Here is a 25,998-nt window from a genome sequence, read left to right on the forward strand (position 1 = left end):
GAATCAGACACTGGCATCTTCGCAGATTAGCGGGGGCATGCCAGAGGTAGGCGACAAGGTCCGGAGAATCAGGCATGCATGCCGGAGAATCGGCTGTGGGCGAGTCTGGTAGCGGCGCGCAGAATACGCCGCCTGAATCGTTTCACTCGCACGAGGTACCCCATGTACACCGCCATCGGTTACGCCGCCCAATCCTCCTCCAGCCCCCTGGCTCCCATGACCTTCCAGCGCCGCAGTCCGCGGCCCGACGATGTGGTCATCGAGATCCTCTACTGTGGTGTGTGCCACTCCGATATCCACCAGGCCCGTAACGAATGGGGCATCGCCGTGTACCCGCTGATGCCGGGCCACGAGATCGTCGGTCGGGTCAGCGCGGTGGGCGCGCAGGTCAGCCGTTACCAGGTCGGCGATCTGGTCGGCGTCGGTTGCATGGTCGACTCCTGCCGCCATTGCGAGGCCTGTCGCCAGGACGTCGAGCAGTATTGCCTGGAAGGCCCGACCATGACCTATGCCACCCCCGACCGGGTCGACGGCAGCAATACGATGGGCGGCTATTCCAACAGCATCGTGGTCAGCGAGCATTTCGTCCTGCGCATACCCGAGGGCATGGACCTGGCCAGCGCGGCGCCGATTCTTTGCGCCGGCATCACCACCTATTCGCCCCTCAAGCATCACGGCGTAGGCCCTGGGCACAAGGTGGGCGTGCTGGGCATGGGCGGCCTGGGCCACATGGGCATCAAGCTGGCCAAGGCCCTGGGCGCGGAAGTGACCCTGTTCACCCGCTCCGCATCCAAGGCCGAGGAAGCCCGTCGCCAGGGCGCCGATCATGTGATCGTCTCCACTGATGCCGAACAGATGCGCAGCGCGGCGGGCCGCTTCGATTTCCTGCTCGACACCATACCGGTACAGCACGACCTCAACCCCTACCTGCAAACCCTGAAGTTCGATGGCGTGCATATCCTGGTCGGGCTGATCGAACCGATTGACCCGCCGGTGCATGCGGCCAACCTGGTGATGCAGCGTCGGATACTCGCCGGCTCCCTGATCGGTGGTATTGCCGAAACCCAAGAGGTGCTCGACTTCTGCGCCCAGCATGGAATCAGCTGCGATATCGAAATGCTCGACATCCGCAACATCAACCAGGCGTACGAGCGGATGATTGCCGGCGACGTGAAGTACCGCTTCGTCATCGACATGGCCACGCTCAAGGCCTGATCCTGCCGTGGAGCGGGCTTACCCTTTGATGCCTTGCGCTACCTGAGCGGCGCAGCATATCCCTGGCGCAGGTCCATGGCCCAGCCATCGAGTACGGCCTTGACGTTGTCGGCGGTCATCACCTGTCGGTCGTTAGCCAGCGGCACGCCAGTACCCGCGAGCATCGCTTCGCCCACCACCTTGCCGCTGGTGCCGGCCTCGAACGACAGCTCGCTGGTGATCGCGCTGTCCCGGTCGCGAATACCCGCGGCGCTGCTCACCCCGGCCGCGACCAGTGTGATCGGCAGCCACTCGTAGAGCCGCAGGCCTTGGGTGTCGGCGCTGATGCGGGTGATGGCCGGCCTGACCACCAGGGTGTTCGGGCCGGGCCTGTCGACCACGGTCATGACCTTGCCCAGTTCGTTGCGCAGTACCGCGTCGTAGTAGTGGGTGATGCTGGCGAGGGTGGTCTGGGGAATGCGCGTGCTTGGCTCGGGTGTCGGGTAGAACTGGCTGGGTGCCAGGTACACCTCGATATAGCGTCCCCGTGGCCATTTCGGGTCGGCCCAGCTGAGCACCGTCCCGCCTGAAGGTGCCTGGTGCGGGGTGAGCAGGCCGTAGTCCTTTAGATAACCGGTGGGGGCCGGCTTGTTGCTGCCACACGCGGACAGTCCCAAGCTGGTCGTCAGCACCAGTACCAGAAGGTGGCGCCGACTCATGGGTGGCGAACCTCGCGCCGGGCCGGGTGGGCCGCTTGCAGGTGGGGTACATCCTGCGATGTCTGGATGCGCAACTGCCCGCGCGCCATCAGCCAGTGCACGAGGTCACGGACGGGAACGGTGTGGCTGTACTCGACCCATTCGCCAAAAGTTGGCTCATAGTGTTCGAAATACCGGCGCAGGGTGACATAGCCCTGTTCGCTTGCCAGCTCCAGGCTTTCCTGCTGCACGATCAGGGAACCCGTTTGTCCGCGCTGGGTGTTGCGCTGACTGAGGATCAGGGATGCGCGGCCCTCATGCCCATCGGTGCTGTTGCGGCTGTCGACTATCTTCATGGGGAACCCTCGGTAGTGGAAGGCCGGCAGGGTGAAGGGCCATCGTTGCCAGGTGATGTCTGCTTTGTGTCGGGTGTGACGAAATGTTGCGCGATTGAAATAAATGACCCGCGTGGCGCAATGGTTTTAGATACGCCTTTTTTCGGACCGGTATGACCGTGAGCAGACTGTTGATCGTCGATGACGACTTGGAAATCCTCGCCTTGCTGAAGCAGTTCTTCGTCCAGCACGGCTACGAGGTGGACCTGGCCGCCGAGGGGCAGGCGATGTGGGCGGCCATTGCGCGGCAACGCCCGGATGCGATCATCCTCGACCTGATGCTGCCCGGCGAAGGGGGGCTGGACCTGTGCCAGAAACTGCGCGCGCAGCTTGGGGTGCCGGTCATCATGCTCACTGCCATGGCCGAGCTGAGCGACCGCATCATCGGCCTGGAACTGGGCGCCGACGACTACCTGACCAAACCCTTCGACCCCCGCGAACTGCTGGCCCGCCTGCGTGCCGTGCAACGCCGTGTCGGCGAGCAACTGCCGCGCGGCGAGACGGCGCGGCCGGTGATCGGCTTTGCCGGCTGGCGCCTGGACATCACCTGCCGCGAGTTGCGCTCGCCCGAGCAGGTGATGGTGCCGCTGTCCGGCGCCGAGTTCGACCTGCTGGTGGTGTTTCTCGAACACCCGCAGCGTATTCTCACCCGCGAGCAGTTGATCGACCTGACCCGTGGTCACGGCCATGACGCCTTCGACCGCAGCATCGACGTGCAGGTCAGCCGCCTGCGGCGCAAGATCGAGCCCGACAGCAAGCGACCGGACCTGATCCGCACGGTGCGCAATGGCGGTTACCTGTTCAGCGCCACGGTGAGCCGTTCGTGATCCGCCGCCTGCTGGGCCGCGATACTTTGCGCAAGCGCATCGCCCTGACCATCTTCACCGCGTTGCTCGCGTCGTTGGCGTTCAATGCCCTGTTCGTCCAGCTAGCCGGCAGCTGGGCACGCCCGCCCATCGACCGTACCGGCCTGCTCGATCAGATCGCCGTGACTACCCATATGATCGAGACCGCGCCGCCAGCGCTGCGTGGGCAACTGGCCGCGGCGGCGAGTACGCCGACGTTGCGGGTAAGTTGGAGCACCCGGCGCGCAGACTTCGGTTTGCCTGGTCCGGGCGTGCCGCTCAATTCCGGACAGGTGCCGGCGATGGCGCAACTGTTGGGACCGTCACGCCCGATCGCGGTGTACAACCCGGGCGACTGGCCTGATGGCAGTGCCGATGCACACTACGTGGCGCTGGTCGGGCTGGACGATGACAGCTGGCTGCTGTTCGTGCCGCCGGAACGCAGCTGGGGCATGAGCGCGACGGCGCGTCTGGCGGTGGTCATCGGCCTGGGCCTGGTGGCGACCCTGCTGGTGGCCTGGCTTGCCACTCGCCAGTTGGCCGCGCCGCTGCAACGCTTCGCCAGTGCGGCGCGGCGCTTTGGCGGCGACCTGCAGGCACCGCCTATCGCTATCGAGGGCCCCGAGGAGATCCGCCAGGCGATCATCGCCTTCAACACCATGCAGGCACAGATCCAGCACTTCATCCGTGAGCGCACCCATATGCTCGCGGCCATCTCCCATGACCTGCGCGCTCCGTTGACGCGCATGCGCCTGCGCAGCGAGTTCATGGAGGATCTGGACCACCAGCGCAAGCTGGTCCGCGATGTCGACGAGATGCAGACGATGATCAACGAGGCCCTGGCGTTCTTCCGCGAGGGCACGCAGTTGGAGCAGCGCACGGCGTACGACCTGTCGGAGCTGTTGCAGACCCTGGTCGACGACTACCGTGACCAGCATCTGGACATCGCCTTCAAGGGCCCGGCACACCTGGTGCATGACGGCCGCCCATTGGCGACCAAGCGGGTGATCGTCAACCTGGTGGAAAACGCCATGAAGTATGCCCGCGATCCGCAGATAACGCTGCGTCGCGCCGCTCACCTGATCGTCATCGAGGTTCGCGACAGTGGCCCAGGTATTCCCGACGAGGCCCTGCAGCAGGTGTTCGAGCCGTTCTACCGGCTGGAGGGCTCGCGCAACCGAGACACCGGCGGCGTCGGCCTCGGCCTTTCGGCCGCCCGTGCCAGCGTGCGCGAGCAGGGCGGCGAACTGACCCTGCGCAATCGCGTTGGCGGTGGGCTGGTGGCGCGGGTCGAACTGCCCGATGACGGCTGAGCGGGTCAGTACACCCAGACCTCGACCCGGCGGTTGCGCAATCGTCCCTGTTCCAGGTCATTGCCGGCCACCGGCAGTTCGTCGCCCATGCCCGCCACGTCCCTGACCTGCACTCCGGTCCGGGCCAGCTCCCGGCGTACCGCCATGGCCCGCAGGCGTGACAGCAGCGCGGCGCGGCCCGGCGTCTCCTTGGGGTCGCCGAAACCCACCAGCACCACCTTGCCCTGCAACTTGCCGGCCTGGCGCAGGTAATCGCCGACCCGCTGCACATCGCGCAAGGCCTTGTTGTCCAGGCCGGCGCTGCCCTCCTGGAAGCGGAAGTTCACGCTCAGGCGCTGCGCCTCGCCGGCCAACGCCCGATAACGCGGCGGCATGTCGGTCTGGGCCGCGACCTGCTGTGGCTTGATCTGCTGGGAAACGAAGCCCTGCTCGGCGACGATGGCCTGGCCGGCGGGGCTCTGGGCGAACTCGGCAAGTGCCCTGGCTTGCGGCGCGGGGTGAGCGGGGAGGTAGAAGAACAGTCGACGCGACAATGGGTAGTCCTCGCTGGCCACCAAGGCACGGCTGGGCGCCAATGCCGGTGCGTCGCCTTCGGCCACTGCCAGCGCCTTGGCCCTGTGGACCGTGGCCAGGCCGCTGAAGCCGATGGCCTGGCGGTCGGCCGTGACTTGGGCCGCCAGTTCGTCGGCGGACTCGAAGCGCCGTGCCTCGCTGGCCAGTGTCGCTTTCTGAGGCGCGAGTACCAAGGCCTTGAACGTTTCGAAGGTGCCGGAGCGGTCATCGCGGGCATACAGGTGGATCGCTCCGCCAGGCACGCCCAGTTGCTCCCAGCGCTGCAACTGGCCGGAAAACACCTGGGCCAGTTGCTCGGTGGTCAGTTGGCTGAGCGGGTTGTCCGGGTGAACGATCACCGCCACGCCATCCAGGCCGATCACCTGTTCCGAGCCGGCGCCGCGCAGGTTGCCCAAGGCCTGTAACTGTTGCGCCTCGCTGTCGCTGATCGGTCGCGAGGCCGCGGCCAAGTCAGCCTCACCCCGGGCCAGCGCGGCAAATCCGGTGCTGGTGCCGTGGGCGGCGATTTCGATGCGCACGGGCTGGCCGTTCGCATCAACGGCGTGGATCTCGGTTTCGTTGGCCGTGGCACCGGGCCAACGCTCGATGGCACTTGCGCCCTGCGCCTGTAGCAGCCCCTGCACCAAGGCCGGGCCAAGGGCCGCGCCGATGGTGTTGGAGCCCTGGATACGCAGTTGCGCGGGCCCGGCGCTAGCCAGGCCCGGGAGCAGGCATAGCAGAAGGAGTAGCAGGCGGGGCATGCCGGAGACCTGTGGCACAGAGTTGCACTGCAGATTACGACAGTTGCTTGACCAAAAAATGACAGCGCCCCGGCGGGCGCTGCCAGCTTTTTGCAACCCGGCTCAGCGCGCCTCAGGCACGATGATCCCGGCCGGCGCCTCGGCCGCCCGGCGGCGGGCCACGCAGTAATACAGCACGCTCGGCACCACCAGGCCGATCAGCCACGACACATCCACGCCACCCAGGTGCGCGACCATGGGCCCGGTGTACAGCTTGGTATCGATGAACGGCATCTGCACCAGCACGCCGAAGGTGTACACGCCGATGCCCGGCCAGTTCCAGCGCCCGTAGCGGCCGTCAGGGTCGGCCAGTGCCGGGATGTCGTAGCGTTCCTTGGTGATGAAGTAGTAGTCCACCAGGTTCACCGCGCTCCATGGCACGAAGAAGGTCAGCAGGAACAGGATGAACGACTTGAACGCAGTGAGGAACGAATGCTGGCCGAGCAGGGCGACCAGTGTCGCAGCGCCGACGATACCAAGCACGAACACCAGGCGCTGGACCCGACTGATCTGAAGGTGACCCCGGAAACCGCTGATGATCGTGGCGATGCACATGAAGCTGCCGTAGCTGTTGAGGGTGGAGATGGTCACCTTGCCAAAGGCAATGCTGAAGTACAGCAGCGCCGCCGTGGTGCCGGCGCCGCCCAGGCCGACGATGTAGGCCACTTCGCGCCCGGAGAACTGGCCACCGGCGATGGCCGCGGCGAACACGCCGAGGATCATCGAGGCCTGGGCGCCGATCACCGAGCCCAGGCCGGCGGCGAGGAAGGTCTTGAGCGGCGAGGTATGGCTGGGCAGGTAGCGCGAGTAGTCGGCCACGTACGGGCCGAAGGCGATCTGCCAGGACGCCGCCAGCGACACCGCCAGCAGGAAGCTGGCCCAGCTGAAGTGGCGGTTGTCGAGCAACTGGCCGATGTCGGCGAGCATCAGGATGCGGCTGAACAGGTAGACGAAGGCGATGATCCCCAGCACGCTGGCCACGCGCCCGATCCAGTGGATCACCCGGTAGCCGGCCAGGGTCGCCAGCACGATCACCCCGGCGAAGATGAGAATACCGGCGCTGTCGCTGATGCTCAGCAACTGGCCGATGGCCTGGCCGGACAGCACCGCGCCGGTGGCGGTGAAGCCCAGGTACATCAGGCACACCAGGGCCATGGGGATGGCCGCGCCGTACACGCCGAACTGTACGCGGCTGGAGATCATCTGCGGTAGCCCCAGGCGCGGGCCCTGGGCGGCGTGCAGGGCCATCACCGCGCCACCGACCAGTTGCCCGAGCAGCAGGCCGATCAACGACCAGAACACATCGCCGCCCAGCACCACGGCCAAGGCGCCGGTGACGATCGCGGTAATCTGCAGGTTGGCTCCCAGCCACAGGGTGAATTGGCTGTAGACGCGTCCATGGCGTTCAGACTCGGGGATGTAGTCGATCGAGCGGCGCTCGATCACGGGTTTGCTGGACATCGGGGAGGGCTCCGCTTCGTTGTTTTTGTGAAAGGCGGCGGCTATCGGCGGGACGCAGGGCGGATGGCCGAAGCCCGATATGATCATGTATATACAAGTCTGGTCAAGTGAAGCTTGCGCAGGTTTTTGTCGGTGTCGCGAGGCCATCACAGCCGACTGTTGCGCAAGGCTGGCGCGCAACTGTGCTGGTCCGAGGCAGCGCGATGCCCTTATGCTGTAACCAAATATGTCTATAACAAGCCTGAAGAAGGAATGCGTGCCATGCCACTCAAGGACCTGCTGATCGCCCTGGTGGTGATCATCGCCTGGGGCGTCAATTTCGTGGTCATCAAGGTGGGCCTCGACGGCCTGCCGCCGATGCTGCTCGGGGCATTGCGCTTTCTGCTGGTGGCCTTTCCGGCGGTGTTCCTGATCAAGCGTCCGAACTTGCCCTGGCGCTGGCTGATCGCCTACGGCGCGACCATCTCCCTGGGCCAGTTCGCCTTCCTGTTCCAGGCCATGGCCAGTGGCATGCCGCCGGGGCTGGCCTCGCTGGTGCTGCAGTCCCAGGCGTTCTTCACCCTGGGCTTTGCCGCGCTGTTCCTTGGCGAGCGGCTGCGCCTGGCCAGCGTGCTGGGCCTGCTGGTGGCCGCCGGCGGTCTGGCGGTGATCGGCAGCGAGGACAGTGGCCACGTGCCGTTACTCGCACTGCTGCTGACCCTGTGCGGCGGCGCCATGTGGGGCATGGGCAACATCATCACCCGGCGCTTCGGCAAGGTCGACCTGGTTGCCCTGGTGATCTGGGGCGGGTTGATCCCGCCGCTGCCGTTCCTGGCACTGTCCTGGTGGCTGGAAGGCCCCGTGCGCATAGGCCATGCCCTGGCCAACATCGGCCTAAGCTCGGTGCTGGCCCTGGCCTACCTGGCCTTCGTCGCCACCATGGTCGGCTACAGCCTGTGGAGCACTCTGTTGTCGCGCCACCCGGCGGGCAAGGTGGCGCCATTCTCGCTGCTGGTACCGGTGGTCGGCCTGAGCTCCTCGGCCCTGTTGCTGGGCGAGCGCCTGAGCGAGGCCCAGGGCTGGGGCGCGCTGCTGGTGATGCTCGGGCTGCTGATCAATGTGTTCGGGCCGCGGCTTGGGGTACGCCTGCGCGCGGCCACCGTGCGCTGAAACGCTGCTGTACAGCTGTCAGCGCTGGGCGAACGCCAGGTTGATGCCAAGCCCGGCGAACGAGGCGGCGAAGCTGCGGCGCAGCCAGGCCTGTACCTGGGGCGAGTCGATCACGGCGCGGCGGAACAGATGGGCGAGCAGGCCGTAGATCACGAAGACGACGAAGGTCATGGCCATGAACACCGCGCTCAGGCCGAGCATCTGCACGGTCGCGGAACCGGCCTGGGGGCTGATGAACTGCGGCAGGAAGGCGAGGAAGAACAGCGTCAGCTTGGGGTTGAGGATGTTCAGCAGGCAGGCCTTGAGCACCAGCTGGCCGGCGGCGGTTGGAGTGGCCTGGGTGTCCACGGCGAAGGCCGCGCGATCGCGCCAGGTGGCATAGGCCAGGTACAGCAGGTAGGCGACGCCGGCGAACTTCAAGCCCTGGAAGGCCAGGGCGCTGGTGTGCAGCAAGGCCGAGAGGCCGAGCACCGAGGCCAGCAGGTGCGGGACGATACCCAGGGTGCAGCCGGTGGCGGTCCACAGGCAGGCGCGGCGCCCGGCCACCAAGGCGCTGGAAACGGTGAGGATGACCCCGCTGCCGGGAATCAGCACGATGATCAGCGCGGTAACGAGAAATTCCAGGCTCGGCATGAATGACAGCTCCTTGCAGTCGGGGGTGGATGCACTATACGCCCGGTGACAGCGGCTGCAACATGCCGTCCGGGCGCAGCGTGGCGAAGCGCTCGCGCAGCCACAGGTGCAGCTGGGCCACCGCCGGGGTGAGCTGCTTGCGGTGCGGGCACACCAGGGTCACCGGGGTCAGCTCGCCGGGGTGTTCGGGCAGCAGGACCTCCAGCTCGCCGGCGGCGACATTGGCGCTGACATCCAGCCACGACTTGTAGACGATGCCTTCGCCTTCCAGCGCCCAGCGCCGCACCACATCGGCGTCGTCGCTGAACAGCGGCCCGCGCACCTGCACGGTGCGGTTGCCGAGCCGCCATTTGTCGTAGACCCGGCTTTGCTGCAGGTACAGCAGGCAGTCGTGCTGCTGCAGCTCGTCAGGGCTGCCCGGCCGGCCATGGCGGGCCAGGTAGTCGGGCGAGGCCACCAGCACCCGACGGTTCCACGGCGCCAGCGGCAGGGCGATGTAGTTGGCGTCCTCGTTCTGGCCGTAGCGGATGGCGACATCCACCGGATCGCGGTAGAGGTCGGCCAGCTGGTCGGAGAGGAACAAGCGCAGTCCGAGCCCCGGATGCTCGCGGCGAAACGCGCTGAGCCAGGGCCGCAACAGGTTGCGCCCCATGTCCGAGGGCGCCGCCACCTGCAGCACGCCGCGCAGGCAGCTGTGGCTGCCGTGCAGGTCCTCGCGACCCTGGCGCAGGGCGTCGAGCACGCGCTGGGCGGTGGGCAGGTACAGCTCGCCCTCGGCGGTCAGGCGCAGGCTACGAGTGGTGCGGGCGAACAGGCGCACATCCAGTTCGCGTTCCAGGCGCTTGATCGCCGCCGCCACCTGGCCGGGCAGCAGGTCGGCCTCGTGGGCCGCGGCGGTGAAGCTGCCCAGGGCGCTGGCACGGGCGAACAGTTCGAGGTCGTTGATGCGCAGCATTTTCACTCCAGGGATGAAAGTGTTGCTGCATTGTGCTGGTTTTTCTTTACCGCCGGGAAGATAAGATGCGGCTCATTCACGATCCCTTTTAGGAATTGCCGTAGATGGATACCGTTGCCCTCGCCAAACGCCGTTACACCACCAAAGCCTACGACGCCAGCCGCAAGATTCCCCAGGCCACCATCGATGCCTTGCTCGAGCAGCTGCGCCACAGCCCGTCCTCGGTCAACTCGCAGCCTTGGCACTTCGTCGTGGCCGACAGCGCCGAAGGCAAGGCGCGCCTGGCCAAGGCCACCGACGAGCGTTTCGCCTACAACAGCCCGAAGCTGCGCGATGCCTCCCATGTGATCGTGTTCGCCGCCCGCACCAACATGACCGAAGGCCACTTGCAGGCGGTGCTGGCGCAGGAGGCCGCCGACGGGCGCTTCCGCACCGAGCAGGCCCGTGATGGCCAGGACCAGACCCGTCGCGGCTACGTCGACCTGCACCGCTATGATTTCAAGGACCTGCAGCACTGGATGGAGAAGCAGGTCTACCTGGCCCTGGGCACCGCACTGCTGGGCGCCGCCGCCCACGGCCTGGACGCCACGCCGATCGAAGGCTTCGACGCCAAGGCCCTGGACGCCGAACTGGGCCTGCGCGAGCAGGGCTTCACCAGCGTGGTGCTGCTGAGCCTGGGCTATCGCAGCGAGGAGGATTTCAATGCCGGGCTGAGCAAGTCGCGGTTGGCGGCGGCTGAGGTGTTTACTTTTCTGTGATTGATGGTAGGTAGGGCTGTACCTTGCAACTATCAGGTGAATAGCCGTGTTCTGGCTGCCACGCCCTCCATGCCGAACGAGATCAGTCTGGCTCTACGGCTGACCGATACTGTCGACCCCATGGGGCGTATCCTTCTCGATATCGGGAGTTTGACTTTGGCTCTTGGGCCGACGTTTAGAGGCACGGGTTTTCCTCTCCGGCCGTTTGCCAGGGCGTATGGCCCAGAGGTAGGCATTTTCCCGCAGCCTTTCCTGGATATGGGGGGGGTAATCGTCAACTGTGGTTAGTGCCGGGACGGGTTTTCCCGGCAGGCCGGCTTCACGGATAATCTTGGGCCATCGAGGCTTCCAGCACAGCAGGAGGCTCATCCAGTGGCCTGTTCCGATGATCAGGAAGGCAGGAGAGATCAGCAGCAGACCGCACTTGATGACGCGTGGTGAACTGCGGAAGTAGTGGGTCAGGCCTTCGAACTGAGGCGTGAAGGCTTGCCAGGGCCAAGGGAAGTGCGAGGTGATGTGGGGGCGCGGTAGCCCCTCCGGTCCGTCATCCATGAAGCGGCGGATAAACTCCCATTCGGCTTGAATCTCCGCGAAATTATTGGCGGATTTGCCGACCCAGATCAGTTCAGGACGCAGTGTGCCAGTAAAAACGGGCGACCATGTGAGTTCCAGCGGCATGCCCATGCCACCTGGTGGTGCATACTTTTTATCAGAGCCGCTGGACGATACGCCGTTCCACGGGAGCGTGACGATCCCTCCGCAGTATGGCGGGCGGTGGAGGTAGACTTGTTGGGTGGTGCGGTTGAAGCGTATCAACAGGTGGCGTGATGTAAACATCTCAAAGCGTGTGAAACGGAAACCATACTTTAGGTAAATCCATAAAAGCCATGGATCCAAGCAGAGAAAGAAAATTGTGGTGATTAGGAGTTCTCCATACGGTTCACCTTGATAATTGTAGGCTAATGCGATTAATTCCTTAATGGAATCAGTGGTGAAATATAACTCGAATGTGATTACCGCTATGATTGCAAGGGAAAGGATGGTGATCAAGCCACGTTTGTCCTCCCACATGCCGCAGCGCATTTCGAGCACATGCTCGTTGTACACGTAGACTGGGCCACGGCTCTTTGGGGTTTCGCATACTGATTTTTTTGCAGCTGCAACGTATTCTTCGTCTTCGCTTTCGTAAACCCCTCTATTTTTGATTGTTTTGTTCTGTTTTTTAAAGGCTTCGCGTTTCTCTTTAGGGTGTATGGCTGCCAGCCATGAGAACCACTCAATAAAATACATTAGATCACCTCGCTCATGGCATTAAACAACGCTTTGAGCTCTTCGGCGTCCTTTAGGTATCCTTTGTCGGATGGTTTAAGGCGGAAACAGCATTTGCTACACCACTTCTCCAATGCGTCGTCATCGATAATGAGTAAGGTTACAGTGGTGCCTAATATAATAGCGCCGCCTATCCAGCTCAAGCGGCTCAGAAACATCATGGCGGCACGGTTGGCTGCCAATTCTGCGGAGAGTGTGGATAAAGTGGAGAATAAGCTGCTTTTCCATGTTTGATTGGCACTCATTGATAGCCATTGGAAAAACGCACTCGCTTTTGAAAACGCAATTCCTCCCTGCCCCAGAATTAGGGCAATCGTAGATACAGCTCTTGTCCTGTATGCTGCGGCAAGCATTGATTTGGATCTGATTTTTGCTTCTTCGGCATCTGAAATGTCCCACGCAATACTGACAACGCCCCCCACCGTCGCCAACGCCGCCCCCCATAGCCGATAGCGCCCCAGGCTGATGTCCGCTCCCCGCGCAATCGCGCTGTTCCGCTCGACGCCCAGCAGGGTCTGTTCCGTCCCCACTGCCAGTAGCTCGAATCCCGCTGCCGCACTGGCCAATCCTGCGGCCACCACCTCGCTCCAGAAACGCCGGTCCTTGTCATCCCGCTGCCCCTGCAACAGGAGCAGTCCCGCCTCCAGCAGGAGCAGGCCACTGGCCAGCCGAAGCCGATAGAACGAATGAGCATGAGCGCCCTGCAACGTCTCCACATAGGCGCGATCAAGGCGTCGGACCATGGGGGCCGCCACCCGTCCTCGCGAGGGGGTGTCACCCTCGAGTGCGTGTTCACTCAGGCGCAGGTTGATGGCTTGCTCGCCCAGCGAGGCGATGAGGTAGGTGCCCAGGCGCCGGTATAGCAGGCGATCCATGTTGCCGGGGGCGCCGGCCTGCAGGCTCTGGCGCCCCAGTTGACCCAGCCAGGCCAAGGCCCCGGCGGTGTTGAGGGCGCTGTGCTGGGCCAGCTGGTCGAGGTGGCCGTCCACCCGGCTGAACTGCGAGGCGAGTTCCTTGGCGTACTTGAGTGAAGTGTCCACCTGCTGCCAGTGATCGTATTCCGGTGGCAGCGCTTGCAACGCCTGGCGTGTCTGCTCCAGCACCTCGGCAATGGCGCGCTGGTTGAAGACGAAGGAACGCAGGGCCAGGTTGTCGGGCGTCAGCGTGTCGGCATGCCACCACTGGGCGAGCAGCCGCGCCCCGGCTGGCACGCCCTCCATGCCGACCACGCTGAGCCCGGTCTGGTGAGCGAAGCACAGGCCGCTGCGCAGGTCGTTCTCGTCGTAGTAGGCCAGGGCCGCGAGCAGCTGCTCAGATTGCAGCCAGGCGAGGTGGTCGTCGGCCCGCACGTCGGCCAGGCGCTGCGCTTCGAGGCCGTGGGATTCGAACCAGGCCAGCTGGTCATGCATGGCCTTGAGGTCGACGTGTGGCAGGTAACGCGCCTCGAACTGCCGGGCGAACTCGCCGTTGTTCCCCCGGGCCTCAAGGTCCTGGCGCCTGAGTGCGCCTGCGGTATCGAGAATGCCTTCCTTGGCCTGCGCCCACCAGGCGGCCATCTGCGGGTTGGCGCCCTGGTCGGCACCGGCGAGGTGGGCGCGCATGGCCTCTTTGTGACGGTCGACCAGCGCGGCGACCTTGCGCTCACTGAATTGCTGATGCAGTTCGGTGAAGGCCTGGGCGACCAGCACCTTGCGCTCGTTGCTGGGGCCGGGTTTTCCCGCGACCGACTCCGAGGCTTGCAGCCAATCCTTCAGGTGTTCCATGCCCGCGTTGCGCCAGGCATTGAGTTGCTGGGTGATGCCGATGGCATCTTCCACCACCACCGCGATACCACGGGCTTCGGGTTTGCCGGCAACCGGGCCCAGCATGTACCGGGCTGCCGTCAGCGAGTGGACGCTGGTTTCACTGAACAGCTGGTTGTCCAGCAGCTTGCGCAATGAGCTGTCGGTTTGCGCAGCGAAATCGGCGACCAGGTCCAGTTGGTCATGGCGCAGCACATAGGGCCTGGGCGTCGGGCAGCCAAGGCCGGTGAAAGCGGCAACATCCACGGCCGGCAGCCTGTCGCGTCGACGCAGCAGTTGCTGCTGGGCCGCTTCGGTCAACGGGTCGGGGCTGTAGAACAGGCGCAGCTCGGCCAGGTCTTCGAGGTCATGGACGTTGAACGCCAAGGCCGTGTTGCGAATCATGTCGCGCAGGGTGTGGACATCTGTGGCGTCTGGCTCGGACTGCCCGGGGGCAACCAGCGACAAAGAACCGTTCGCCGCAATGCGATAGGGCGGGTGCAGGCTGTGCTGCCCGCTGCGCTTGCGTTTCTCCATGACATACAGGAAACCTTGGCGCAGTGGCCGGATGGCATAGTTGGCCTGCTGGAGCGTGGCAACGCTGTAGGGATGGCGCAGGTGTTCGGGCAGGGTTGGCAAGCGCAGGCGCTGGCCGGTAGTGCCGGCAACGGCCGCATAGCGCAGGGGCAGGATGGTGAAGGTGCGCGTGCAATGGACGGCGGGCCCGCTGGCGAAGGGGGCCTCCAGGGCCTCGCAGGCTTGCCGATTGATTTCGAGCAGTTTGTTGAAGTCGAACATCCGATGTCCTCAGCGAAGCTGTTCATGCAGGCGTGTTAGTACCGAGCCCGTGGCTGTTGCAGCCAGCCACGGGCGACGTTACGCAGACCTGAAACACTAGCGAGGAACGGATTCTGGGTGGTCGACAGGGCTTCCCAAGTCCGCGTAGGACGTTTCTCTGATTTTCCCTTTCAGGGCTATTTGGCAGCATTCGCTTACAGTTCTTGGGAGAACCTGCCTGAGGATGCCCCCATGCCGAAGCCCGCGAGCAGATCGACCCCCGCATCGCCAGCCTTGCCGACCGGCGTGGTCCGCACCTGGTCCCGGGTCAGGGCGCTGATCCACCATGCCGGGCTGCTCAATGCCAGTCTCAAGGGCGACACCCGCCGGGCCATCGACCTGTATGAGGACGAGTGGCTCGACGAGCAGGCATTCATCGCGCTGGTGCTCAACCTGGGGCAGTCCTGAATCACCACCCAGGCCTTGCGAGGGAGCAGTCGAGCGTTACACCGCCCGGGTGTTGACCAGGCGCACGCCCAGGCCGATGAACAGCGCGCCGGTGGCGCGCTTGAACCAGGCGGCCAGGGGCGAAGCCTTCAGGCGCAGGCCGAAGCGCCAGGCGGTGAAACAGTAGAAGGAATGCACCAGGCAGACGATCAGTGCGCCGCTCAGGTACATCGCCGCGAACTGGCCGAAGATCGGCCGCCCAGGCTCGAGGAACTGCGGCAGGAAGGCGCAGAAGAACACCAGGGTCTTGGGATTGCTCACCGAGACCAGGAAGGCCTCCACGGCGATCCGCCATTGCGTCTGGGGTGGCGTCGCGACCACCTGGGCCGCCGGGGCGGCGGGGCCTCCTTTACCCAGCAACTGGCGCAGGCCGAGGTAGATCAGGTAGCCGGCACCGGCCAGCTTCAGCACCAGGAACGCCGTGGGCAGCGAGATCAGCAGGGCGCCCACGCCCATGGCCACGGCGGTGATCGTCAGCAGTTGCGCGGTGAGGTTGCCGAACAGGGTCATGCCCATGCCGGAGGGGCCGTAGCGCAGGGCGTTGCGCACCGTCAGCAGGACGTTGGGGCCGGGGATCAGCGAGGTGAGCAGGTAGGCGAAGGAGAAGGTCAGCCAGAGGTGCAGGGCCATGGGGGCGCGTCCTTTGCGCGGGGAAAGTCGAACAATGCCAGCAATCGGGGCGGGCTGCCATGGGTACTACGCCAACCTGGAGCGGCCTTGCCGAGGCGTCGGACCGGTCGGAAAGGGCTGCGCAGCAGCCCCGGGATTTCAGCATTGTTGCAAAGATCGCCGGGGCCGCTTTGCGTCCCTTTCGCGACGCAAGGCCGCTCAGAGAGATCACGCCAGTTGAGAAATCTCCGCAAGACAATTGATCCCACGCTCTACGCCCCAGACTCAGACCTAGACGTCAGCGCGGTAGGCGCCCGCTGACGAAGTGCGCCACATCGTTGAACCCGGGTGTCGAGGCATGGCCCGGCGTCACCAGCGAGTCGATGAACGCTTCGTCCTCCGCCGTGATCTTCACTGCCAGCGCGCCGGCATAGGTGTCCCACTGCGCCTCGGTGCGCGGCCCGACGATGGCCGAGCTGACCAGGCGGTTGTTCAGCACCCAGGCGATGGCGAACTCGACGATGCCCACGCCCTTGGCCCCGGTGTAGGCATGGATCTTCTGGGCGATGGCCAGCGACTCCTGGCGCCATTCCACCTCCATGATGCGCTTGTCCTGGCGGCCGGCGCGGCTGCCTTGGTCCGGGGTCGAGCCGGGCGCGTACTTGCCGCTGAGCACGCCGCGGGCCAGCGGGCTGAACGGCACCACGCCCAGGCCATGGTAGGCGGCGGCGGTCAGTTGCTCGGGCTCGGCCTGGCGGTTGACGATGTTGTACAGCGGCTGGCTGACCACAGGCTTGGCCACGCCGAGCTTCTCTGCCAGGTTGCAGATCTCGGCGATGCGCCAGCCACGGAAGTTGGACACGCCCCAGTAGCGGATCTTGCCCTGGGCCAGCAGGTCGCCGATGGCGCGCACGGTCTCTTCCAGCGGTACGGTGTGGTCCTCGCGGTGCAGGTAGTAAATGTCCAGGTAGTCGGTGCCCAGGCGTGTGAGGCTGGCCTCGATGGCGTTGAACAGGTGCTTGCGCGACAGGCCGCTGCGGTTGGGCACGCCATCGACCGGGCCGTAGCCAGCCTTGGAGGCGATGATCCAGTCGTGGCGGTTGCGCGCCACCGCCTCGCCGACGATCTCCTCGGAACGGCCGCCGTTGTAGACGTCGGCGGTGTCGACGAAATTGATGCCCTGGTCCCAGGCCTTGTCGATGATGCGCAGCGAGTCTTCGGTGCTGGTCTGCTCACCGAACATCATGCTGCCCAGGGTGAGGGTCGAGACGTGCAGGCCGGAGCGGCCGAGGGGGCGGTAGATCATTGCGAGTCATCCTTTCCTTACAGTGTGGGTGAGCTTGTTTTACACAGTTCACCTCGGTATTGAAAGCTCGCGGTGGCCAAGGCAAGGCGTGCGCTCAGGGCGTCGGCAGGCCGAGCAGTTCACGCCTTGTCTCCAGGGCAATGGTTGCATAACCCTTGCCGGTACCCCGGTTGCGCAACCCATGGTCATGCTGGGCCGTCACGTCTTCCCAGCATTCGATCGACAGCAGCTGGCAGTAACTGCTGTCGGTCTCGAGCTCGAAGTCTATGAAGCGTTCGGTATCGGTCAACAGACTGCCCGTCAGGCTGGCCATGCCGGGGAAGTCGAACTCAAGGTCCAGCAGCAGGGAGCGTGTCCAGTCGATCCCGTGGCTTTCGGCGACGCGTAGCAGGGCAGGCGGTACCTCACGGGTGAGCCAGGGGCGTGCCGACTCTCTGATGCGATGGGCAGTGAGCAGGTTCTGCTCCTGCACATTGAGTTGTCGTTTCCTGAGCAACCGCTGGATATCCAGGGAGCGCGAGTTCATCCGTCGGCCCCGCTGCGGCCGAGGGCCTGCAGAAAGTCCTGTTCGCCGTCTGCCTGCCACCAAGGGATGCGAACCTGGCCGCCTTGTTGCCGAAGTTGGCGCAGCAACGACAGCAGGGCGTCGATTCGAGGCGCATCCCAGTCAGGCCCCATGCGATAGTCCAGTGTCAGGCCGTGCTTGCAGACCATCACGCCCAGGTCAGGGAGGGGCTGGCCATCGATGTTGATACCCTTCGCCAGTACATGAAACGGTTCGACGACACCGTCACTGACACGTGAGGCATCCTGTGGGCCGGTAAAGGGCGTTTCGCACCCGCTTGCCTTGTCCCATAAGCTGCCGCAGCCCACCCTCGCACCGAGGGTGAACAGGCGTGCGAATGCGCTCGGCATGTCCGCGCTCCGGGCAAAGTAGAGCTCGATTTCCGGCAGTGTACCGTCGTCATGGCTGAAGTAGCCTGCCAAGGGGTGCGCTTGTGGCGTCTCTACATGCAATACCAGTTCGATCGAGTCTTCACGTAACCCCGCAAGTCCTTCGCTCTGAATTCTGCTGATGACGAATCGTGAGCCAGGGCGAGTTTCGGCAGGCATGGAAAAACCGTTGGCCAGCCGCTGTCTGAGCGCTTCGGTGAAGGTGATTTGAAGCATGTCTTCATTCAGTGCCAGGAACGCCTCTCGCCGATCACAGGAAACTCGCAACATCGTGCAGGTTCCCGTGGCAGAGCGAAGCGCGAGTTGCGCGTGGCTGCCAGGTCGGCATCGGCGCATTGTCCGTGCCAGGTTGTTGAATGCCTGGGTACTGGCAAAGAGGTGGGCCTGGTGTTCGTGCCAGTCGAAGTGCACTGGATCAATCTCCCTGCGCTGGGGCGAGTCTGCGGTGTACTGTACGGTGAGGAGCGCGCGGTTGCCACTGTCCGGGCAACGCCAGGTCTCAATCCGGCCAGGCATCGATCAGGTCACGCGCCTCGCGGCTCGACAGCGGCCGTTTCAGCCGCTGCGACAGCACCGCCATGGCCCGCGCGTGGCCCTTGGCGATTACCGCCTCGACCTGGTCGTCCAGGCACTGCAGGGCGATGAAGTCGCCCTGTTCCGGGGTGCCGACGTATTCGATGCGGTTCCAGCCGCTGGCATGCCCGAGCACTTCGTAGGTGCGGCCGTGCTGGTAGGTCCAGAAGAACGGCACGTCGTCGTAGCGGCGGCGCTCGCCGAGCATGTTGGCGGCGGCGATCACCCCATGCTGCTGGGCCAGGCGCCAGTGCTCGATGCGTACCGGGCGGCCGGCCAGAGGGAAAGTGGCGATATCGCCGGCCGCCCACAGGCCGTCGGCGGCCTGCAGATGGGCGTCCACTGTCAGTGAACGGTCCTCGGCCAGGGGCAGGTCGTGCAGATAACCGGTGGCCGGGCTGACGCCGGTGCCGAGCAGTACCAGCGGGGTTTCCAGGCGCTCGCCAGTGGCCAGCAACACGGCCTCGACCCGCTCCCGGCCTTCGAAGCCGCTGACCTCGGTCGGCCCGTGGAATACCACGCCCTTGCGCTCGTGCAGCTCGCGCAGGGCCTGGCCGATGCGCTCGCCCAGCTGCCGGGCCAGCGGGATGGCGTGGCGCGTGACCACATGCACCTGTAGGCCGTACTTGCGCAGGGCGCTGGCGGCCTCCAGACCGATGAACCCATCGCCGACGATCACCACCGGCTGGCCTGGTTCGGCCAGGTCGAGCAGTTGCGCGGCATCCGTGCGCGAGCGCAGCACGCAGATACCGGGCAACTGCACGCCGGGGAGTTCGGGGCGTCTGGGTTTGCCGCCGGTGGCCAGCAGGGCGGCGTCGTATTTCAGCTTCTGGCCGTCGGACAGGGTGATCACGCGCTTGTCGGCATCCAGGGCGCGCACCTTGCCGTGCAAACGCTGCAGCTGGCCACGGCGCAGGGCGTCCGGGGCGAGCAGGGTCGGCACTTCGTCCACCGGCATCTGCCCGGCGATGACGAACTTGCTCAGGGCGGTGCGATCGTAGGCGTTCGGCTGTTCCTGGTCGATCCACAGCAGGCGCCCGGCAAAGCCATGCTCAAGCAGGGTGGCGATGGCGGCCGAGCCGGCGGCGCCGGCGCCCACCACGACGAAGGTGCGGGCGTCGCTGTGGCGCGGCGCCACGGTTTCGGGCAATGGCTGGTCGTCGACCCAGACCTGGCCATGCCTGAGCTGCACGGCATGGCGGCGCAGGCCGGTCAGGGCCGGCGGTTCGCACACCGCGCCCTCGTCCACGGCGAAGGCGGCCTTGTGCCAGGGGCAGATCAGCAGCCCACCACAGACCGCGCCTTGTTCGAGGGGCGCGCCCTCATGCGGGCAGTTGGCCAGGTAGGCCTTCACCAACTCGCCCTGGCGCACCAGGATGATCTCCTCGGTGCCGGCCTGGACGCGCAGGGGGCGGTGTTCCTCGAGCTGGTCGAGGCTGGCCACGGCGTGCAGGGTCATGGCGGATCTCCTCAGGCGTTGTGTTTCATTTGACGCCCTCCATGGGCCAGGACTGCGACGAGCCGACGATCGGAGGTGGTCATTACAGCTTTTCACAAAAACTTCAAATGAGACAAAATTGACTCAAATAGAATGTACAAGTACCATTCGCGCCAAATTTAGTTAACGGCTCGGGTGAGTTCATGAGCAATTTGCGTGCAATAGGAATGGCCAGCTGGCTGGCAGTGGCTGTGGCCCTGGCCGGCTGCGGGGCGGCCGACGAACAGCAGGCCGGCGCTGAAACGGCCTTTCCGGTGGAAATCGTGACCGTGGCCGCCGAGCCACTGGCCCTGGCCTCGACCTTGCCAGGTCGGGTCGAGCCGATGCGGGTGGCCGAGGTACGTGCCCGGGTGGCCGGCATCGTCCTGCACAAGCGTTTCGAGGAAGGTGCCGACGTCAAGGCCGGCGATGTCCTGTTCCAGATCGACCCGGCGCCGTTCAAGGCGGCCCTGGCCCGCGCCGAGGCCGACCTGGCCCGGGCCCAGGCCGTGCAGCAGGAAGCCCAGGCGCGGGTAAAACGCTATGAGCCGCTGGTGAAGATCGAAGCGGTCAGCCAGCAGGACTTCGACAGCGCCACCGCCGAGCTGCGCAGCGCCCAGGCCGCCGTGCGTTCGGCCCAGGCCGACGTGCAGACCGCGCGCCTGAACCTGGGTTACGCCACGGTCACCGCGCCGATCTCCGGGCGCATCGGTCGCGCCCTGGCCACCGAAGGCGCGCTGGTCGGGCAGGGCGACGCCACGCTGATGGCGCGCATCCAGCAGCTCGATCCGATCTATGTCGATTTCACTCAGTCTGCCGCCGATGCCCTGCGCCTGCGCCAGGCGCTCAAGGACGGTGCGTTGGCCGGTGGCGACGACAAGGCGCTGACGGCCCAGGTAGAAGGCACCGACTACCAGCGCCAGGGCGCGCTGATGTTCACCGACGTGGCGGTCGACCGCGGCACCGGCCAGGTCTCCCTGCGCGGGCGCTTCGACAATGCCGACGGCATTCTCCTGCCGGGCATGTACGTGCGTGTGCGCACCCCGCAGGGCACCGACCAGCAGGCGATCCTGGTACCGCAACGGGCGGTGCAGCGCGGCAGCGATGGCGAGGCGCGGGTAATGGTGGTGGGTACCGGCAGCCTGGCCGAGGTGCGCAGCGTGCGCACCGGCGGGATGCACGGTTCGCGCTGGCAGATCGTCGAAGGCCTGCGCGGCGGTGAGCAGGTCATCGTCGGCAGCCCGGCCGGCCTGGCCCCGGGCATGCCCGTGGTGCCAGCGCAGGCGCAGCCGGTCGCGGCGAAATAAGGCGAGGGTAGCGAGATGTCCAAGTTCTTCATCAATCGGCCGAACTTCGCCTGGGTCGTGGCGCTGTTCATTTCCCTGGCCGGCCTGCTGGTGATCCCGGCGTTGCCGGTGGCCCAGTACCCCAGCGTGGCACCGCCACAGATTTCCATCACCGCCAGCTACCCGGGCGCGTCGGCCAAGGTGCTGGTGGAGTCGGTGACCAGCATCATCGAAGAGTCGCTCAACGGCGCCAAGGGCCTGCTGTACTACGAGTCCACCAACAACTCCAACGGCGTCGCCGAGGTGCTGGTGACCTTCGAGCCCGGCACCGAGCCGGACATGGCCCAGGTCGACGTGCAGAACCGCCTGAAGAAGGCCGAGGCGCGCATGCCCCAGGCGGTGCTGACCCAGGGCCTGAAGGTGGAGCAGGCCAGCTCCGGCTTCCTGCTGATCTACGCCCTGACCAGCAAGGCCGGCGACCGTGGCGACACCACGGCCCTGGCCGACTACGCCGCGCGCAACATCAACAACGAACTGCTGCGCGTGCCGGGCGTGGGCAAGCTGCAGTTCTTCTCTTCGGAGGCGGCCATGCGGGTCTGGGTCGATCCGCAGAAACTGGTGGGCTATGGCCTGTCCATCGATGACGTCAACAACGCCATCCGTGGCCAGAACGTCCAGGTGCCGGCCGGCAGCTTCGGCAGCACGCCGGGCGCCAGCGAACAGGAGCTGACCGCGACCCTGGCGGTGCAGGGCACCCTCGACACCCCCGAGGCCTTCGCCGGCATCGTCCTGCGCGCCAACCCCGACGGCTCCAGCGTGCGCCTGGGCGATGTCGCGCGGCTGGCCATCGGCAGCGAGAACTACAACCTGTCCTCGCGCCTGAACGGCCACCCGGCCGTGGCCGCTGCGGTGCAGCTGGCCCCTGGCGCCAACGCCATCCAGACCGCGACGCTGGTCAAGGAACGCCTGGCGGAGCTGTCGCAGTTCTTCCCCGAGGGCGTCGAGTACTCGGTGCCCTACGACACCTCGCGCTTCGTCGACGTGGCCATCGAGAAGGTCATCCACACCCTGATCGAAGCCATGGTGCTGGTGTTCCTGGTGATGTTCCTGTTCCTGCAGAACGTGCGCTACACCCTGATCCCGTCGATCGTGGTGCCGGTGTGCCTGCTGGGCACGCTGATGATCATGAAGCTGCTCGGCTTCTCGGTGAACATGATGACCATGTTCGGCATGGTGCTGGCCATCGGCATCCTGGTGGACGACGCCATCGTGGTGGTGGAGAACGTCGAGCGGCTGATGGCCGAGGAGGGCCTGTCGCCGGTGGACGCGACCATCAAGGCGATGGGGCAGGTGTCCGGGGCAATCATCGGTATCACCCTGGTGCTGGCGGCGGTGTTCCTGCCGCTGGCGTTCATGTCCGGTTCCGTGGGGGTGATCTACCAGCAGTTCTCGGTGTCGCTGGCGGTGTCGATCCTGTTCTCCGGCTTCCTCGCCCTGACCTTCACCCCGGCGCTGTGCGCCACGCTGCTCAAGCCGGTGCCCCATGGCCACCATGAAAAGGGCGGCTTCTTCGGTGCCTTCAACCGCGCCTTCGCCCGCGTGACCGAGCGTTACTCGGTGATGAACAGCGCTCTGGTGGCCCGCGCCGGCCGCTGGATGCTGGCCTATGTCGGCATCCTGGTGGTGCTTGGCTACTCCTACCTGCGTCTGCCGGAGGCCTTCGTGCCGTCGGAGGACCTGGGCTACAGCATCGTCGATATCCAGTTGCCGCCAGGCGCCAGCCGGGTGCGCACCGATCACACCGCCGAGGCGCTGGAAAAATTCATCATGTCGCGCGAGTCGGTTGCCAGTGCGGTCATCGTCAGCGGCTTCAGCTTCTCGGGCCAGGGCGACAACGCCGCGCTGGCGTTCCCCACCTACAAGGACTGGTCCCTGCGCGGCCCCGAGCAATCGGCCGAGGCGGAAACCGCCGCCATCAACGCCCAGTTCGCCGCCAACGGCGACGGCGCTATCACCGCGGTCATGCCGCCGCCGATCGACGGCCTGGGCAACTCCGGCGGTTTCGCCCTGCGCCTGATGGACCGTGGCGGCCTGGGCCGCGAAGCGCTGCTGGCGGCCCGCGACCAGCTGCTGGCCCGTGCCAACGGCAACCCGGTGATCCTCTACGCGATGATGGAAGGCCTGGCCGAGGCGCCGCAGCTGCGCGTGCAGATCGACCGCGAGAAGGCCCGCGCCCTGGGCGTGAGCTTCGAAACCATCAACAGCACCCTGGCCACCGCCTTCGGTTCAGTGGTGATCAACGACTTCACCAACGCCGGGCGCCAGCAGCGCGTGGTGGTGCAGGCCGAGCAGGGCGAGCGCATGACCCCGGAAAGCGTGCTGCGCCTCTATGCGCCGAACGCCCAGGGCGAGCAGGTGCCGTTCAGCGCCTTCGTCACCACGAAATGGGAAGAGGGCCCGGTGCAGCTGGTGCGCTACAACGGCTACCCGTCGATCCGTATCGCCGGCGACGCCGCCCCGGGCTACAGCACCGGCCAGGCAATGGCCGAGATGGAGCGCCTGGTCAGCGAGCTGCCGCCTGGCATCGGCTACGCCTGGACGGGCCTCTCGTACCAGGAGAAGGTCTCCAGCGGCCAGGCCACGGCCCTGTTCGCCCTGGCCATCCTGGTGGTGTTCCTGCTGCTGGTGGCACTGTACGAAAGCTGGGCGATCCCGCTGACGGTAATGCTGATCGTGCCGATCGGCGCCTTGGGCGCGGTGTGGGCGGTGATGCTCACCGGCCTGCCCAACGATGTGTACTTCAAGGTTGGCCTGATCACCATCATTGGCCTGGCGGCTAAGAACGCGATCCTGATCGTCGAGTTCGCCAAGGAGTTGTGGGAGAAGGGCTACAGCTTGAGCGACGCCGCCATCGAGGCCGCGCGCCTGCGCTTCCGCCCGATCGTGATGACCTCCATGGCCTTCATCCTCGGCGTGGTGCCGCTGGCCATCGCCACCGGCGCCGGCGCGGCCAGCCAGCGCGCCATCGGTACCGGGGTGATCGGCGGCATGCTCAGCGCCACCTTGCTGGGCGTGGTGTTCGTGCCGATCTGTTTCGTCTTCGTGCTGAAGCTGCTCAAGCGCAAGCCGGCCCCCGTGCAACACGCTATAGAGGTGACTCAGTGATGCTCATGCGCAATCTCGCAATTTCGTTCGCGCTGGCCGTTACCTTGACCGGCTGCTCCCTGGCACCGACCTACCAACGCCCCGAGGCGCCGGTGGCGGCCGAGTGGGGCGATGCCGCCGGCCATCACGGCAAGGCGGTGGAGCAGTTGGACTGGCAGGGGTTCATCGTCGACCCGTCCCTGCGCCAGCTGGTGGGTACCGCGCTGGACAACAACCGTTCGCTGCGCCAGACCCTGCTGGATATCGAGCAGGCCCGCGCGCAGTACCGTATCCAGCGTGCCGACCGGGTGCCGGGCTTAAATGCCGGGGTTTCGGGCAACCGCCAGCATTTGCCGGCGGACCTGTCGAGCAACGGTCGCGAGGGTGTCAGCAGTACATATCAGGTGGGCCTGTCGTTGCCGGAGTATGAGGTCGATCTGTTCGGTCGGGTGAAGAGCCTGAGTGACGCGGCCCTGGAACAGTACCTGGCCACCGAGGAAGTTGGCCGTGCCGCGCGCATTGCCCTGATCGCCGAGGTCAGCCAGGCCTACCTGACCCTGGACGGCGCCGAGCGGCGCCTGGCGCTGACCCGCCAGACCCTGGCCAGCCGCGAGGATTCGCTGGCTCTGGTCGGCCAGCGGCGTGGCGCCGGCACGGCCACGGCGCTGGATCACCAGGAGGCGCTGGGGCTGGTCGAGCAGTCGCGGGCCGAGCTGGAAGGCATCGTGCGCGAGCAGCGCCAGGCCTACAACGCCCTGGTGCTGCTGCTGGGCAGCGTGGACGCGGCCAAGGCGATTCCGGCCGAGCGCAGCGAGGCGCCGATGGTTCTGCAGGACATCGCCCCGGGCGCGCCGTCGGCGCTGATCGAACGCCGCCCGGACATCCTCGCCGCCGAACACCGGCTGCGGGCGCGCAACGCCGATATCGGCGCGGCGCGGGCGGCGTTCTTCCCGCGGATCAGCCTGACCGGCAGCTTCGGCACCTCCAGCGCGCAGATGTCCGGGCTGTTCGATGGCGGTTCGCGCAGCTGGAGCTTCATGCCGCAGCTGTCGCTGCCGCTGTTCGACGCCGGGCGCAACAAGGCCGGCCTGAGCCTGGCCGAGGCGCGCAAGGATTCGGCGGTGGCGACCTATGAAGGCACGATCCAGACCGCCTTCCGCGAAGTCGCCGACGCCCTGGCTGCCACCGACACCCTGCGCCGCGAGGAAGCGGCGCGCCGGGCCCTGGCCGACACCAGCCGGGCGACCGTGGCGCTGGCCAAGGCGCGCTACGAGGGTGGGGTGGACAGCCACCTGCGTTACCTGGATGCGCAGCGCAACGGCTATGTCAACGAAGCGGCGTTCATCGAGGCCAGTACCCAACGCCAGCTGGCATTGGTCGATCTGTTCCGTGCCCTGGGCGGTGGTTGGCCGGGCAAGGGCTGAAAAACTCCTTTGGTTGGGGATTCCAACCGCTTGGCCCCGGGGAATTTTGCCCGGGGCTTTTTTTGCCTCTAAGAATGG

At 65.7% G+C, this 25,998-nt stretch carries 22 protein-coding genes; 9 read left to right on the forward strand and 13 right to left on the reverse strand.

The window, feature by feature from the left end; translation table 11 throughout:
* Positions 1-162 precede the first annotated feature (162 nt).
* On the forward strand, positions 163-1,215 hold the full coding sequence (locus K5H97_RS10975) for an NAD(P)-dependent alcohol dehydrogenase (protein WP_028691796.1): 1,053 nt from the start codon (positions 163-165) through the stop codon (positions 1,213-1,215).
* A gap of 38 nt (positions 1,216-1,253) precedes the next feature.
* Here the strand turns inward: K5H97_RS10975 and K5H97_RS10980 are convergent, their stop codons facing one another.
* The gene (locus tag K5H97_RS10980) at positions 1,254-1,913 is read right to left on the reverse strand and encodes a DUF3313 domain-containing protein (protein WP_028691795.1); all 660 of its coding nucleotides are present in this window, start codon (positions 1,911-1,913) and stop codon (positions 1,254-1,256) included.
* Positions 1,910-2,248: a hypothetical protein gene (locus K5H97_RS10985; protein WP_028691794.1), complete on the reverse strand. Its 339-nt coding sequence runs from the start codon at positions 2,246-2,248 to the stop codon at positions 1,910-1,912. Before K5H97_RS10985 ends, K5H97_RS10980 begins: the two co-directional genes overlap by 4 nt.
* A 152-nt stretch (positions 2,249-2,400) precedes the next feature.
* Between K5H97_RS10985 and K5H97_RS10990 the strand changes: the two genes are divergently transcribed.
* Positions 2,401-3,114, forward strand: coding sequence for a response regulator (locus tag K5H97_RS10990; RefSeq protein ID WP_028691793.1), 714 nt, complete (start codon positions 2,401-2,403; stop codon positions 3,112-3,114).
* Positions 3,111-4,445, forward strand: coding sequence for an ATP-binding protein (locus K5H97_RS10995; RefSeq protein WP_028691792.1), 1,335 nt, complete (start codon positions 3,111-3,113; stop codon positions 4,443-4,445). Before K5H97_RS10990 ends, K5H97_RS10995 begins: the two co-directional genes overlap by 4 nt.
* Positions 4,446-4,450: 5 nt before the next feature.
* Here K5H97_RS10995 and K5H97_RS11000 read toward each other — a convergent pair whose 3' ends face one another.
* Complete coding sequence (locus tag K5H97_RS11000; protein ID WP_028691791.1) at positions 4,451-5,758, reverse strand: phosphate ABC transporter substrate-binding/OmpA family protein; 1,308 nt, start codon at positions 5,756-5,758, stop codon at positions 4,451-4,453.
* Between the two features lie 102 nt (positions 5,759-5,860).
* A complete protein-coding gene (locus tag K5H97_RS11005) occupies positions 5,861-7,258 on the reverse strand; it encodes a purine-cytosine permease family protein (protein ID WP_028691790.1) in 1,398 nt (465 codons plus the stop codon).
* A 261-nt stretch (positions 7,259-7,519) separates the two neighbouring features.
* On the opposite strand from K5H97_RS11005, the gene K5H97_RS11010 reads away from it, so the two are divergent.
* A complete protein-coding gene (locus tag K5H97_RS11010; RefSeq protein WP_028691789.1) occupies positions 7,520-8,407 on the forward strand; it encodes an EamA family transporter in 888 nt (295 codons plus the stop codon).
* 18 nt (positions 8,408-8,425) lie between these two features.
* Here the strand turns inward: K5H97_RS11010 and K5H97_RS11015 are convergent, their stop codons facing one another.
* Positions 8,426-9,040, reverse strand: coding sequence for a LysE family translocator (locus tag K5H97_RS11015; protein WP_028691788.1), 615 nt, complete (start codon positions 9,038-9,040; stop codon positions 8,426-8,428).
* 34 nt (positions 9,041-9,074) lie between these two features.
* On the reverse strand, positions 9,075-9,995 hold the full coding sequence (locus K5H97_RS11020; RefSeq protein WP_036986328.1) for a LysR family transcriptional regulator: 921 nt from the start codon (positions 9,993-9,995) through the stop codon (positions 9,075-9,077).
* Between the two features lie 104 nt (positions 9,996-10,099).
* Here K5H97_RS11020 and K5H97_RS11025 point away from each other — a divergent pair, with 104 nt between their 5' ends.
* A complete protein-coding gene (locus tag K5H97_RS11025) occupies positions 10,100-10,753 on the forward strand; it encodes an oxygen-insensitive NAD(P)H-dependent nitroreductase NfsB (RefSeq protein WP_028691787.1) in 654 nt (217 codons plus the stop codon).
* Between the two features lie 93 nt (positions 10,754-10,846).
* Here the strand turns inward: K5H97_RS11025 and K5H97_RS11030 are convergent, their stop codons facing one another.
* Positions 10,847-12,043, reverse strand: coding sequence for a DUF6708 domain-containing protein (locus K5H97_RS11030; RefSeq protein ID WP_051555716.1), 1,197 nt, complete (start codon positions 12,041-12,043; stop codon positions 10,847-10,849).
* Complete coding sequence (locus tag K5H97_RS11035; protein ID WP_222578005.1) at positions 12,043-14,661, reverse strand: T6SS effector BTH_I2691 family protein; 2,619 nt, start codon at positions 14,659-14,661, stop codon at positions 12,043-12,045. The genes K5H97_RS11030 and K5H97_RS11035 overlap by 1 nt, the downstream gene beginning before the upstream one ends.
* A gap of 231 nt (positions 14,662-14,892) precedes the next feature.
* Between K5H97_RS11035 and K5H97_RS11040 the strand changes: the two genes are divergently transcribed.
* Positions 14,893-15,108, forward strand: a complete 216-nt coding sequence (locus K5H97_RS11040; protein WP_028691715.1) for a hypothetical protein — start codon at positions 14,893-14,895, stop codon at positions 15,106-15,108.
* Positions 15,109-15,144: 36 nt separating this feature from the next.
* Here the strand turns inward: K5H97_RS11040 and K5H97_RS11045 are convergent, their stop codons facing one another.
* The 5 genes from K5H97_RS11045 to K5H97_RS11065 all read right to left on the reverse strand — a co-directional run bounded on the left by K5H97_RS11045 (position 15,145) and on the right by K5H97_RS11065 (position 20,048).
* The gene (locus K5H97_RS11045; protein WP_028691714.1) at positions 15,145-15,777 is read right to left on the reverse strand and encodes a LysE family translocator; all 633 of its coding nucleotides are present in this window, start codon (positions 15,775-15,777) and stop codon (positions 15,145-15,147) included.
* A gap of 277 nt (positions 15,778-16,054) precedes the next feature.
* Positions 16,055-17,062 (reverse strand): aldo/keto reductase, encoded by a 1,008-nt coding sequence (locus tag K5H97_RS11050; protein ID WP_028691713.1) that lies wholly within the window; start codon positions 17,060-17,062, stop codon positions 16,055-16,057.
* Positions 17,063-17,156: 94 nt separating this feature from the next.
* Positions 17,157-17,588 carry a hypothetical protein gene (locus K5H97_RS11055; RefSeq protein WP_232853860.1) on the reverse strand — a complete coding sequence of 144 codons (432 nt, stop codon included), beginning with the start codon at positions 17,586-17,588 and terminating at the stop codon, positions 17,157-17,159.
* Positions 17,585-18,427 carry a hypothetical protein gene (locus K5H97_RS29600; RefSeq protein WP_232853861.1) on the reverse strand — a complete coding sequence of 281 codons (843 nt, stop codon included), beginning with the start codon at positions 18,425-18,427 and terminating at the stop codon, positions 17,585-17,587. Before K5H97_RS29600 ends, K5H97_RS11055 begins: the two co-directional genes overlap by 4 nt.
* Positions 18,428-18,515: 88 nt before the next feature.
* Positions 18,516-20,048, reverse strand: a complete 1,533-nt coding sequence (locus K5H97_RS11065; RefSeq protein ID WP_028691710.1) for an FAD-dependent oxidoreductase — start codon at positions 20,046-20,048, stop codon at positions 18,516-18,518.
* Positions 20,049-20,230: 182 nt separating this feature from the next.
* Between K5H97_RS11065 and K5H97_RS11070 the strand changes: the two genes are divergently transcribed.
* The 3 genes from K5H97_RS11070 to K5H97_RS11080 are packed head-to-tail and all read left to right on the forward strand — an operon-like array spanning position 20,231 to position 25,920.
* Positions 20,231-21,373, forward strand: coding sequence for a MexC family multidrug efflux RND transporter periplasmic adaptor subunit (locus K5H97_RS11070; protein WP_028691709.1), 1,143 nt, complete (start codon positions 20,231-20,233; stop codon positions 21,371-21,373).
* Between the two features lie 15 nt (positions 21,374-21,388).
* Complete coding sequence (locus tag K5H97_RS11075) at positions 21,389-24,517, forward strand: efflux RND transporter permease subunit (RefSeq protein ID WP_028691708.1); 3,129 nt, start codon at positions 21,389-21,391, stop codon at positions 24,515-24,517.
* The gene (locus K5H97_RS11080) at positions 24,517-25,920 is read left to right on the forward strand and encodes an efflux transporter outer membrane subunit (RefSeq protein ID WP_211258420.1); all 1,404 of its coding nucleotides are present in this window, start codon (positions 24,517-24,519) and stop codon (positions 25,918-25,920) included. Before K5H97_RS11075 ends, K5H97_RS11080 begins: the two co-directional genes overlap by 1 nt.
* Positions 25,921-25,998 lie beyond the last annotated feature (78 nt).

The organism is Pseudomonas mosselii (assembly GCF_019823065.1).
In the GTDB taxonomy this organism is placed as follows: domain Bacteria; phylum Pseudomonadota; class Gammaproteobacteria; order Pseudomonadales; family Pseudomonadaceae; genus Aquipseudomonas; species Aquipseudomonas mosselii.